Annotated in this window: 10 protein-coding genes and 4 pseudogenes; 4 read left to right on the forward strand and 10 right to left on the reverse strand. The window is 39.7% G+C overall.

Going from position 1 to position 12,551, the window contains the following annotated elements; translation table 11 throughout:
- Positions 1-15: 15 nt before the first annotated feature.
- The 3 genes and pseudogenes from NYZ99_RS06650 to NYZ99_RS06660 form a co-directional block, all read right to left on the reverse strand.
- A pseudogene (locus tag NYZ99_RS06650) lies at positions 16-2,970 on the reverse strand (amidohydrolase family protein).
- A 215-nt stretch (positions 2,971-3,185) separates the two neighbouring features.
- Positions 3,186-3,707 (reverse strand): DUF3810 domain-containing protein, encoded by a 522-nt coding sequence (locus NYZ99_RS06655; RefSeq protein ID WP_260574514.1) that lies wholly within the window; start codon positions 3,705-3,707, stop codon positions 3,186-3,188.
- A complete protein-coding gene (locus NYZ99_RS06660) occupies positions 3,688-4,248 on the reverse strand; it encodes a DUF3810 family protein (protein WP_260574516.1) in 561 nt (186 codons plus the stop codon). Before NYZ99_RS06660 ends, NYZ99_RS06655 begins: the two co-directional genes overlap by 20 nt.
- 66 nt (positions 4,249-4,314) lie before the next feature.
- On the opposite strand from NYZ99_RS06660, the pseudogene NYZ99_RS06665 reads away from it, so the two are divergent.
- Positions 4,315-5,769: pseudogene (locus tag NYZ99_RS06665) on the forward strand (aminoacyl-histidine dipeptidase).
- 43 nt (positions 5,770-5,812) lie between these two features.
- Here the strand turns inward: NYZ99_RS06665 and NYZ99_RS21495 are convergent.
- The 4 genes and pseudogenes from NYZ99_RS21495 to NYZ99_RS06680 all read right to left on the reverse strand — a co-directional run bounded on the left by NYZ99_RS21495 (position 5,813) and on the right by NYZ99_RS06680 (position 8,526).
- Entirely contained in the window at positions 5,813-5,941 is a 129-nt protein-coding gene (locus tag NYZ99_RS21495; protein WP_338039358.1) for an FKBP-type peptidyl-prolyl cis-trans isomerase, read from the reverse strand.
- 29 nt (positions 5,942-5,970) lie between these two features.
- A pseudogene (locus NYZ99_RS06670) lies at positions 5,971-6,955 on the reverse strand (peptidylprolyl isomerase).
- Positions 6,956-6,960: 5 nt separating this feature from the next.
- The gene (gene gldI / locus NYZ99_RS06675) at positions 6,961-7,512 is read right to left on the reverse strand and encodes a gliding motility-associated peptidyl-prolyl isomerase GldI (protein ID WP_260574520.1); all 552 of its coding nucleotides are present in this window, start codon (positions 7,510-7,512) and stop codon (positions 6,961-6,963) included.
- Positions 7,509-8,526: pseudogene (locus NYZ99_RS06680) on the reverse strand (DHH family phosphoesterase). The gene gldI and the pseudogene NYZ99_RS06680 overlap by 4 nt, the downstream one beginning before the upstream one ends.
- Before the next feature lie 132 nt (positions 8,527-8,658).
- Between NYZ99_RS06680 and NYZ99_RS06685 the strand changes: the two are divergent.
- Positions 8,659-9,078 (forward strand): nucleoside-diphosphate kinase, encoded by a 420-nt coding sequence (locus tag NYZ99_RS06685; protein ID WP_260574521.1) that lies wholly within the window; start codon positions 8,659-8,661, stop codon positions 9,076-9,078.
- 61 nt (positions 9,079-9,139) lie between these two features.
- On the opposite strand, the gene NYZ99_RS06690 is transcribed toward NYZ99_RS06685, so the two are convergent.
- From NYZ99_RS06690 to recF, 3 genes are all read right to left on the reverse strand, one after another.
- The gene (locus tag NYZ99_RS06690; protein WP_338039359.1) at positions 9,140-9,355 is read right to left on the reverse strand and encodes a DciA family protein; all 216 of its coding nucleotides are present in this window, start codon (positions 9,353-9,355) and stop codon (positions 9,140-9,142) included.
- 82 nt (positions 9,356-9,437) lie between these two features.
- A complete protein-coding gene (locus tag NYZ99_RS06695; RefSeq protein WP_260574522.1) occupies positions 9,438-9,851 on the reverse strand; it encodes a hypothetical protein in 414 nt (137 codons plus the stop codon).
- Between the two features lie 3 nt (positions 9,852-9,854).
- Positions 9,855-10,934 (reverse strand): DNA replication/repair protein RecF, encoded by a 1,080-nt coding sequence (gene recF, locus NYZ99_RS06700; protein ID WP_260574523.1) that lies wholly within the window; start codon positions 10,932-10,934, stop codon positions 9,855-9,857.
- A gap of 123 nt (positions 10,935-11,057) precedes the next feature.
- Here recF and NYZ99_RS06705 point away from each other — a divergent pair, with 123 nt between their 5' ends.
- Positions 11,058-11,825, forward strand: coding sequence for a tetratricopeptide repeat protein (locus tag NYZ99_RS06705; RefSeq protein ID WP_260574525.1), 768 nt, complete (start codon positions 11,058-11,060; stop codon positions 11,823-11,825).
- Positions 11,825-12,307: a 6,7-dimethyl-8-ribityllumazine synthase gene (gene ribH, locus NYZ99_RS06710; RefSeq protein WP_260574526.1), complete on the forward strand. Its 483-nt coding sequence runs from the start codon at positions 11,825-11,827 to the stop codon at positions 12,305-12,307. Before NYZ99_RS06705 ends, ribH begins: the two co-directional genes overlap by 1 nt.
- The last annotated feature ends 244 nt before the right edge of the window (positions 12,308-12,551 follow it).

Here is a 12,551-nt window from a genome sequence, read left to right on the forward strand (position 1 = left end):
TTCAATTAAGGAATTTTATAAGCTATCACAAGTAAAGTTTCGTTTGGTGCTTTGCTTTGGTTGCTGGGTTTTATTGCCACCCGCTTTTTCTTCAAGCATCATTTTTACCAGTTCGTTGCGTTCTTTTTTTATAGCCTCCCTTTGTGCCTGGTCTTTTTCCAAATCAAAATAGGTGGTTCCTTCGATAATCGTTTTTTCAGCTTTACTGTAAACGGACATAGGATGGCCGGACCAAAGTACCAAATCCGCATCCTTGCCTTCCTTGATACTGCCCACACGGTCATCCAAATGAAGCAGCTTGGCTGGGTTGATTGTTACCATTTTCCAAGCTTCGAGTTCAGTCATTCCTCCATATTTAATGGTTTTGGCGGCTTCCTGGTTCAATCTTCTGATCATTTCGCGGTCATCACTGTTGATGGCTACTGTAACCCCTTGTGATTGCATAATGGCGGCATTATAGGGTATGGCATCATTAACCTCGAATTTATAGGCCCACCAATCGCTAAAGGTGCCACCACCTACTCCATGCTCGGCCATTTTATCTGCCACTTTATAGCCTTCTAAAATATGAGTGAAGGTGTTTACCCTGAAACCAAACTTTTCGGCTACCTTCATCATCATATTAATTTCACTCTGTACGTAGGAATGGCAGGTAATAAACCGCTCGCCATTGATAATTTCTGCCAGCACTTCCATTTCTTCATCATAACGGTAAGGCTGCCCACTTTTTTTCTTGTCATCATATTCCTTGGCACGCTGAAAATAGTTCATAAAAACCTGTTCCACGCCCATTCTAGTCTGAGGAAAACGTGAGTAGCTATCCCAATTGGATTGTTTTACATTTTCGCCCAGGGCAAATTTTATAAACTTAGGGGAATTATCGTAGATAAGACCATCGGCTTCCTCTCCCCATTTTAACTTAAGGATGGCCGAACGACCACCGATAGGGTTGGCAGAACCATGTAATAATTGAAGTGAGGTTACTCCACCCGCCAAACTATGATAAATACCCATATGCTCAGGATCTACAACATCTTCCATTTTTACCTCTGCCGAACTATTATGACCGGCTTCATTTACAGAAAGAGCGGCAATATGACTATGTTCGTCAATGATTCCGGCAGTAAGATGTTTGCCCGTGGCGTCTATAACTTTTGCACCGCCGGCACCTAGGTCCTTACCGATTTTTGAAATTTTACCATTTTTAACAAGCACATCCGTATTTTCCAGTATACCAGCATCTTCACTTGTCCAAACCGTTGCGTTCTTAAACAATAAGTCTTCCTGCTTTGGCTTGGAAACGTAACCATAACCTACATTGGGGTAGGTTACAGGCATTACCTTAGGGGTATCTATTGATTTGGATTCGGCTTTCGATTTTTCTTCAAAACCGGATTTTTTAGTTGCAGTATAAAAAGACTCTGTACCATCTGGTAATATCAATCTTCCTGAAAGATTATCGGCGTCCGGAAGTACCGCTCCGATCATTCGATAGGTCTTATCACCGTTATCCGTGGAAAAGGAGAAGGTCACCCAATCGTCGTCATACGAAATCTTGGAGGTAAGTTTTACAGTATCCTGCTTTACTTCTATCTTGGGTTTTGCTATTTCACCGGTTATGGAAATATCATAGGTTTTGCCTTCTGTGGTAATCGTATAATCCCCTCGAATATCCTTGATGTCCTTATCGTTGATAATGTTTTTGTTTCCTTGACCCAGTTTTCATAAAGGGTAGTGGATTTGTCAAAAATATCCCCTGAGGTAATCAGGAAATTTGCAAATGCACCTTTCTTCAAAGAACCAAGTTCATTCGATTTTCCCAATATCTCCGCAGGAATAGTGGTTAACGCTTCCAAGGCCTTAGTTTTTGGTAGGCCATATTCTATGGCCTTCATCAAATTACTCTTGAATTTCGACATGGATTTTAATTCGTATGGGGTTAAGGAAAAGGACACCCCATTTTCTGCCAAGACTTTGGGGTTTGTAGGTGCCTGGTTCCAATATCGCATGTCTTCTAGGGAAACATAACCTGCCTGATATGGGTCCGATACGTCATATGCTTCCGGAAAATCCAATGGAATAATGAACTTGGCATTTGTAGCCTTTATTTCATCGATGCGCTCGAACTCGTTGCCACCACCTAAAATGGTATATTGAATGCCGTTGGCATCACCAATTTTATCCGCTCGCAAATCATTTCCCTTGTCCTTGGCCTCAAAGATTTGTACTAGATTTTTGTTCTTTATCAAGGCTTCCAATGACCTATCGGTTGTGGAGGCTTTTCCTTGGGCGTACCAATTGGCATCACTATACATTTGGCGCAATAAGGCTAAGGCGCCCATGAGGGAGGTAGGATAGGATTGGGATTTAGCAACACTCTTCTCCAATGAAAAGTATTGAGCGGAGGAATCATCCAAAACTCGATCTGCGTCCGTACCGGCATCGTTCAAGGCTATCAGAACTCCTGTACCCCTTGCAATACCATCGTGAATATGTGAGTTCACGGCACCAAAACCGGCCTCGATCAATTCCTTTGCTGCTTTTTCGTCATACTTAAAGCTGCTAATAGCATCATTTTCTCGGCATAATATGGTCGTTCCAGTAAAAGCCTTCACGTGTAGGCTCAAATTGTGGAGAACGTCTGCCGCCACTGCTGCGTTTAGGTTGCTCTACACCAAATTTGGAATATACGTCAATAAAGGAAGGGTAAATGGATTTCCCTTGTAGGTCCACAGTAATGGTGTTTGGCGGAATGCTAACAGAGCTTCCGACGCTTTCCACTTTACCATTACGGATTAATAGTGTACCTTTTTGAATGACCTCTGTAGGGGTCACATAAATTTTGGCGTTCATAAAGGCCGTATAGTTATTGTTGTTTGCCTTTACCCCTTCGTTTTCAGGAAAGTAATCTTGAGAAAAGAGTGTTGCACTACACCAAAAGAGGCATAGTGAAAAAAAGATTTTTTTCATTTTGAGTTCGTTTGATTAGTCCTTTTAAAATTAATGTTTGAATTGCGGCTTTATGCGGTTTTTAGTTTTTTTTAACACTTGAAATCAGTGATTTGGATATCTAAAACTACAACTTTTAAAAAACGAATATTTTTACACCGATACTCTTAAAATTTTATCAAATTGTCAAGTCGTATTAAGTGTATTGCCTCTCGTAAGTAAAGAAAATTACGTTATTAAAGCGGGTATTTTTTGTGGTAGGCTATCAATAAGGAAACAACACCATTGTAGCTTTGTATTCCCTGTGTTTGGTTATTCGCCTTTAGAAAAGAATTGAAAATGGATTTAAAGACTGGCTCCATGGGATTTTCATATTGCTGCCGGAAAATAGCCATTTCTCGAAAATTTTCCTGTACCCCCGGATGTAGGTTTTGGAACAGTTGGTCAAAAGTATCTATATTTCCCCTCCTAACATCACTTAGGCAATATCCCAATACATAGGCGTATGCTGCATATTGAAAATAAGGATCCTGATTGCTGGAGGTTACTAGGTACCCGATGAAATTTGTTTCATTTTCTGCCGAATATCCCAATTGATGTCCAATTTCATGACCCGCCACAATTGGAAACCTAAAATTGGGTAGGATACCATTAACCTGTGCTTCATTGGTGAATGGGTTTAGGTAGCCAGCATACCCCATATAAGTTAATCCGGTACTAAAAAGTGATGTTTTTATGCTAGGATATTCGTATTCCAAAAAATTGAATTCTCTCGGCAAGTTCTTGATAACCATGAATGCTCATCGTAAACATTTCATCTTGTGAGTAGGGGATGTTTACTTTCCGGAGGGTGTCACCCGTAATTTCTTTTTGAATGGTATTCGTTTTTTGGATAAGCTTTGTTGTAAAGTCAACTAATTGTTGGTAATCGTTGGTTTCTGTCAAGGCCAATTTTTCCGATAGCGGTTGGCGATAATAGTTAAAACCCCAGGCCAAATGAAAGGTAAAGTAGGCGATGGAGAGTATCATGAGCAAATCCCTTAGGAACTTTAGTTTATGCGTTTTGATAAAGGTCCATTTTCGGTATAGGTAAAAAAGGGCTGTACATATAAGTAAGAAGTAGAGTAGGTCACCCACGGAAAAGGGAATCCAACCAAAGAGCCATCGAAAGAATCCGGATATATAGGGATATAGCCCCATGCTGTAATAGGATTCTATGAAATCTGTGTTTTGGCCCAACCATTTTACCAGGATAATTTGGGGAAACAAAGAAACCGCGATTACGGTTTTTAAGGACATCTTCATGATTTCAAAAATAGGGATTTGATTTTATGGTATGTATTTTTGCTGAAAAATTTCAATCTTATGGAAAACCGGATACTCGAGTTAGAACCCAAAACCGTTTGGAAAAACTTTTCAAGATTGAATGCAGTTCCAAGACCTTCCAAAAAGGAGGAAAAAGTAATTCAGTTTATGCTTGATTTTGGAGACAAATTGGGACTAGAAACGTTCAAGGATGAAATAGGTAATGTCATTATTCGAAAACCAGCAAGCAAAGGTATGGAGCATCGTAAAATGGTTACTCTACAATCCCATTTGGATATGGTTCATCAAAAAAATTCTGATACAGATTTCGATTTTGATACAGAAGGCATTCAAATGTACATTGAGAGTGATTGGGTAAAGGCCAATGGAACCACTTTAGGTGCGGACAATGGAATGGGCGTGGCGGCCATTATGAGCTTATTGGAGGCAACTGATATAGTGCATCCACCTCTCGGAGGCTCTGTTCACCATTGATGAAGAAACCGGCATGACCGGAGCCTTCGGTTTAAAAGGAGAGGTGCTAAAGGGGGGAATTTTATTGAATCTTGATACCGAAGAAGATGATGAAATCGATATTGGATGCGCTGGTGGTATCGATGTTACAGGCACTAGATCCTATATTCAAACATCTCATATTATAGGAGAAGTAGGGGTGCAAATAGACATAAAGGGATTGTCCGGGGGCATAGTGGTATGGATATCCATAAAGGTCTCGGCAATGCCAATAAAATTATGAACCGACTATTATTCCTAGTTAATGAGTTTAACTACAGGATTGCTGAATTACGGGGTGGTGGTTTACGAAATGCTATTCCCAGGGAGAGTAGGTGCCTACTCAATGTAGATGAAAATCAGTTGGATTCTTTTTTGGAAACCCTAGAAACCGAAGCTCGGGCAATCAAATCCGAATTTTCTATTGTAGAACCCAAGCTTGAGATTCGCTTTGATGCATTGGATAAGCCTTTCGAAAGATTGATGGAACCGCAGTCGCAGGAACTACTTATAAAAACCGTTTACGGTCTACATAACGGAGTTTACAGAATGAGTGCCAGTATGGAGGACTTGGTGGAAACATCTAATAATGTGGCCAAGGTCACTGTTGCCGATGGAAACATCGAAATTGGTTGTTTAACAAGGTCTTCGATAGAATCCGGAAAGATGGATTTGGCAAATAGCTTAAAGTCCGTTTTGGAGCTCGGTGGATTTTCGGTTAAATTCTCAGGTTCTTATCCTGGCTGGAATCCCAATATGGATTCTGAAATACTTAAGGTCTTGACATCGGTTTATACAAAGCTATTTGATGCCAAACCCAATGTGGTGGCTTGTCATGCAGGATTGGAATGTGGTATTTTAGGGCAAAATTATCCTGAGATGGATATGATAAGTTTTGGCCCAACAATCAAAGGGGCCCATTCCCCGGACGAACGTGTAAGTATTTCATCGGTACAAAAATTCCGGAAGTTCTTGTTGGAAATATTAAAGCAAACACCATAAAAAAGCCCGGTTTTAAAACCGGGCTTTTAAACATGATTCTTTTCTATTCCTGAATTCCTGTAATCTCTATATCGAAGATTACATCTGAATTAGGTGGTATAGAATCAGAGCCTTGCGGCCCCCACGCCAAATGGGAAGGAATAAAAAGTCTTACTTTATCGCCAACCTTCATGGTCAAAAGACCTTCTTTAAATCCGGCAATTAGTCCGAATCCGGGCTGTAATCCATAGGAGCTGGAAAATAACCACCGCCCTGTAATCTTCTTTCATCAAACATGTCATACTGCCTGGCAACCTCTTCATAATTACTTTCAAATAAAGTACCATCGGGTAAGAATCCTGAATACATCACCAATACTTTTTGACCCACACTGGGTTTTTCCCCGTCCTCTTCTTGTAAGGAAATCATTTTGAGTCCGGAAGAAAATGACTTAGCTTCTTCCTTTTGCTTGGCGATTTCGGCAACGAATTCTTGCTTTACCTTTTGAACTTCCTCCTGTTTTTTAGCCTTTTCTTGTTCAATGGCTGCCAATCTTTCTTCCTCACCATCAAAATATTCGGTCATAATTTTTACGGCATCAAATTGTCCGGCATCCTTTCCGTTTCTAATAATCTCTATGGTATTCATGGTAACAGGTGAAATAGGTTTATTATTTCCTGGAGACACTTTTACATTAGCAATAGAATCAACTACTTCCATGCCTTCTACTACTTCACCAAAAACGCTATGCCGGTTGTCCAACCAAGGCGTTGGGGCATGGGTTATAAAGAACTGACTTCCATTTGTGGCCTGATCCAGAATTTGCCATGGAAAGAACTCCTTTCCTATCATGTATTAAAGAATCATTGAACTCATCCATAAATTTATAGCCTGGGTTCCCAGTACCCGTAGCCAATGGATCACCGCCTTGAATCATAAAATCTTTCATGACCCTGTGAAAGGTTAATCCGTTATAATATTTTTTATCCTTGTATTGTTCACTCACAAAGGGACTGTTTCCTTCGGCAAGGGAAATAAAATTGGCCACAGTCACCGGTGTTTTCTCATGTTCTAATTTAACAATGATATCTCCCATGGAGGTTTTAATGTCAGCAAACAGTCCATCTCCCAAATCCGCTCTTTGACTTGTCTTGCAGCTTGCCATGAATAAAACCAAAGCCGCGAATAGATACATTTTCTTTATCATAATCTTTAATCTTCTAAATTATCCTGTTGTTTTTCAATGTTTAAAATAGTAATCGTTGATTTTAAAGGGACATTCGTCCCAATTCTATTATTATCGCCATGGTATCCAAAGGCAATAGAAGAAGGAAATAGAAAGGTGGCTTTTTCGTTGACCTTCAATAATTTTATCGCCTCTCTAAGACCTAGGAAAAGTTCCTGTTTGTCTACCCTGTAGCTGAGAGTGCCTATTTCAGATTCGGAGTATAAAGTATCGTTATCCAGGGTCAAAAGATTGTAATTCATAGTGACAATATCATCAGTTTGGGGTGTATAATCCGTAGAGTCATTTACCCTTAGATAATGATACCAAGAACCGGATGCGCTATGGGTGTAATCTTTTAGGGAATCCCTTTTAATAATTTCCTGTATTTTTTTCTCTTCGGCCTCCAAAAGTTTTCTACTTCTTTCAATAGACTCCTTAAAATAGCTCCCACTTTTTCTTTGTACCGGTTTTCTGGGTTCCGATTCCTCACATCCAAAAAGGAATGCCATTAAAAGAAGTATGTTTAAGGTTCTCATTCTGTCAGTTCTTTTTTATACTTCGGTAATAGGGAAACAAATTGCTCAATAGTCTCTTGCAATGATTTTTCACTTTTTCCTCCTGCCGCATTGGTATGTCCTCCTCCATCAAAATGATTTCGTGCAAATTCGTTCACCGAAAAATTCCCAATCGACCTAAAAGATATTTTAAAAATTCCTTCTTCCTTATTCTCTATAAAAATAACCGCAAAGCGAATTTTATCCAAAGTAAGACCATAGTTCACAAACCCTTCGGTATCCCCTTTTTCATAATTATAACGATCCAATTCTTCTTGGGTCAAAGTAATATAGGCGGTATTGAACTCCTTAAGGATGACCATGTTTTTAAGTGCACATCCTAACAGGTGCAATCTACTTGGGGAATTGGTATCATATACATACTGGTGGATTTCTGTATTGTCGGCTCCTTTATCCATAAGATCTGCCACAACCCGGTGTGTCTCGGCTAGTAGTAGCCTTAAACTTAAAGGAACCGGTATCTGTCATGATTCCTGTGTAAATACAATTTGCGATATTTTGATCAATTAAATCACAGTCGCCTAAGGAATCAATCAATGTATAAACCATCTCACAGGTGGAGCTCATGCTGACATCCGAATAGGTTATTTGAGCATAATCCGAAGGTTGTTGATGATGATCCACCATGATAAATTGTGCTTTGGCATTTTCCAAAGATTCCGCCATTTGTCCCACACGGCCAAAATCGTTAAAATCCAAGGTGAATATTAAGTCTGCTTCCTCAATATATTTTTTTACTTCAGAGTTGTGTCTCTCAAAATTCAGAATTCCATTGGCGCCTGGCATCCATTTTAAAAATTTTGGAAAATCATTAGGGGAAAGTACATTGGTTTTATGTCCTTTCTTGGATAGATAATGGGAAAGAGCCAAGGTAGAGCCAATAGCGTCCCCATCCGGATTTTTGTGTGGTACTATAGCAATCCTTTTTGGGGAGGAAAGCAACTTCTTTAGCGCATCTATTTGCTCAAAATTCATGGGCGCAAAGATACAATTTAATAGGAAAGGCAATTTATAGGTGTCTCTTTTTATGTATGATTATGTTTTTGTAAACCTATTTAAGGTTGTTGTTCTTTGGGAAAAGCTTATTTTTGCGCAAAATTTAGAGAAATGACTACAAATAGAACATTTACAATGATAAAGCCGGATGCTGTGGAAAATGGTCACATCGGGGCCATTTTGGAAAAAATCACATCGGCGGGCTTTAAGATTGTTGCTATGAAATACACGCAATTGAGTGTTAGGGACGCACAGGAGTTTTACGCGATACATAAAGAAAGACCTTTCTTTGGTGAACTGGTTGAATTTATGACCCGTGATCCCATTGTTTCGGCAATTTTGGAAAAGGAAAACGCCGTGGAGGATTTTAGGGCCTTGATCGGGGCTACCAATCCCGCAGAGGCGGCTGAAGGAACCATTCGAAAAATGTTTGCTGCGGATATAGCAGAAAATGCGATACACGGCTCCGACAGTGATAAGAACGCCGCAATAGAAGGCGCATTTCATTTCTCAGGTAGGGAAATTTATTAGACTTGAGAATATTCGAATAGAAAGAAACCGATCCAAAGGCCGGTTTTTTTTATGGATAAAACTAGCGAAGAACCAACTTTTTAATTAGTTCTTTTCCAAGTTCCTCGTTCAACATGTTAATAATTTTGCTCTTGCCATGACTAAGTTCTTCCCTTAGAACAGAGGAGGTCAGGGACACAAATAAAGTATCCATTTTTAGTTCTACATCAGAGGTATAATTCTGAACGCCATTGCCCATAAGGTTGTTCCATGCTGTTCTTACATCTACTTTGTCCATTCCTTCCTGTAAGTTATTTTTTTTATGAAGGCGGACAGCGCCTCTTGCATGTTCAAATGGTCATTATCTCTACGGGACATTTTTAGTCTAATTTTATAGGTTCAAATCTCCTAAAATGGTACGTGATACCATCCGGGTTTTTCACGGTAAAAGTATCTTCCGTTAAAGATACCAACCTTTCTTCCCATTCACTCAATGGATTTTTATATTTCAAATAATATAGTCCATTTTCTTCCTGTATGGTAAAAGTTTCGGCATCATCGGAGGTTTCAAAAGTACCGTCAAATCTTGGTGCCACTTTTTTCCGGAATCCTTTTAATTCTTTTATTTCGATATAGTCTACTACAGTATTCATGGGGTATTCCTTTTGGCTGCCATCTGTAAATTCCACATTCTCGATTTCCCAGTATCCATTCAAATACTTTAAATCTTCCGAAGAAACATGGTTACCACAGGATACCACAAACAGCAGAACAAAAACCAGTAACCTCTGCATACTTTAAAGTTTAAAGATTTTATAGGTCTGATGGATTTTTTTGACGACCGCTTCCGTTCTTTCGGCATGGGTGTCACTAACGAATATCTGTCCGAAATTTTCCATGTTTACCAAAGAGATGATATGGGAAACCCTATTTTCGTCCAGCTTGTCAAAAATATCATCCAATAGTAAAATAGGATTGGTCCGGGACAATTTTCTCATAAAATAAAACTGGGCAAACTTCAAGGCTATCAAAAATGACTTTTGCTGTCCCTGGCTTCCAAATTTCTTGATGGGATACTCCCTTATGGTAAAACTTAAGTCGTCCTTGTGAATCCCAACACTTGTATATTGTAGTGCCCTGTCCTTTTCTAAATGATCCTGTAACAATGAACCCAGGCCTTCTGAGAGTAGTTTGCTATCGTAGGTAAGGTTTACGTCTTCCGTATTATTGGTAATGGCTTTATACTGTTCCTTAAAGATGGGTATAAAATCCTCCAAAAACGTTACTCTTTTTTTGAAGATTTCAGTACCGTATTTTTCCAATTGATCATTATAAACAGATAGGGTAGCCTTGTCAAAAGTATGGTTCGCAGCAAAATACTTCAGTAGGGCATTTCTTTGTGACAGGACCTTGTTATAATTTATCAAATACTGCAAGTACTCCTTGTCTGACTGGGAAATGACACCGTCCATAAATTTTCTCCGAATATCGCTACCCTCCACAATTAAATCCCTATCTGCGGGAGAAATAATGACCAAGGGCAAAACCCCAATATGGTCGGCAAACTTTTCATAGGGCTTACCGTTTCTTTTAATAATCTTTTTGTTGCCTCGTTTTAAGCTACAGACGATTTTTTCTTCCTTGTCTTCTTTTTGGAAATATCCCTCGATGACGAAGAAATCGGCGTCATGTTTAATGTTTTGCGAGGAAACAGGATTAAAGTAACTTTTACCAAAGGACAAATGATAAATGGAGTCCAAAATATTGGTTTTTCCTACGCCATTATCCCCCACGAAGCAATTTATTTTGGAATCAAAATCGAAATTTCCGGATTCAAAATTTTTGTAATTAAGAAGGGAAAGGGTCTTTAAATACATTATAAAGATTCGATTTTTTAGAGGGCAAAGCGCATCTGCTACTTGGACTTCCAAAAATAACGAATAAATACACTATTGGATTTCAATAAAAACTTTATTTTTGCGCGACCAATAAAAATAGAGATGGCAACATACAAGAAAAGAGGATTTAAACCCAAAACAAAGGTTGAGGCTCAGGAGTTTGAAGAGCAAGAAAGTACAACGGCTGAAGTTTTTAGTTCGTTGGATGAAGGTGCTTCAAGAACCGAGGAATGGGTTTCTAAAAATCAAAATTACATCTTAGGTACCATTGGGGTAATCGCTGTTGCGGTATTGGGCTATTTAGCATACAATCAATTTGTGTTAAAACCGAAAGAGGCAAATGCCGCTAATGAAATGTATTATCCGCAGCAATATTTTGACCAGGCTTTAAACAGCACTACAGCAAAGGATTCTTTGTTCACTTTAGCGTTGGAAGGTGCCGAAGGGAAATACGGTTTCTTGGATATAATTGAGGAATACAGCGGTACCAAGGCTGCGAATCTTGCCAACTATTCCGCTGGAATGTCCTATTTGAACATGAACAAGTATCAAGAGGCCATAGATTATTTGGAAGATTTTAGTTCTGATGATGATATTTTAGGTGCTCCGGCAAAAGGCGGACTTGGAGACGCTTTTATGCAGTTGGATCAACCGTCCGATGCATTGGGGTATTACGAAGCGGCCTTTAAGCACAGTACGAATGAGTACACTACTCCCAAGTTTTTGTACAAGGCTGGGGTTACCGCCCTTGAAATGGATAACAAATCAAAGGCCTTGGAGTACTTCCAAAGAATCAAGGAAGAATTTTCCGCATCCCAAGAGGCAAATTCCATCGATGCTTTTATAGGCATCGCCAAAACGGGGGCATAATGGCCACGGAAAACAAGAACTTATCAGAATACGACAAAGATACGATCCCAAACGCGAAGGACCTTCGGTTTGGGATTGTTGTCTCTGAGTGGAATTCCAATATCACCGAGGGCTTGTATGACGGAGCCGAGGCGGCGCTTAAAGATTGCGGTGCACAGGATTCCAACATTATTAGGTGGAACGTGCCGGGAAGCTTTGAGCTCACATTTGGGTGCAAGAAAATGATTCGGCAAGAAAAGTTGGATGCCGTAATCGCCATTGGAAGTGTAATACAAGGAGAAACCAAACATTTTGATTTTGTCTGTAGCGCTACCGCCCAGGGAATTAAGGACCTTAATGTTCAAGAGGAGGTTCCGGTCATTTTTTGTGTGTTGACAGACAATACCATGCAACAAGCCATGAATCGAAGCGGCGGAAAGCATGGCAACAAAGGTGCCGAAGCGGCCATAGCTGCAATAAAAATGGCCGTATTGGGTAGATAGCCGTTTCTTTTCTTTTTATCGTACTGCCGTACCCCAACACCCTAGGTAATCCGAATTTTTAGGCATTGCGGTGTGTTAACAAATTTTAGGGATCCTTGTACGGGGCTTTTTCCTAATTTGAGTAACTTTGAACCTATGGGATTCCTGAGTAAAATAACACGTTTACGAAAAAATAGAAGGTTCGAGTACAATCCTAGATTTTATGACGATAAGGGTAAAGGAAGCCCCTATAGGATAGAACCTA

This window comes from Maribacter litopenaei, assembly GCF_025244665.1.
In the GTDB taxonomy this organism is placed as follows: Bacteria; Bacteroidota; Bacteroidia; order Flavobacteriales; family Flavobacteriaceae; genus Maribacter; species Maribacter litopenaei.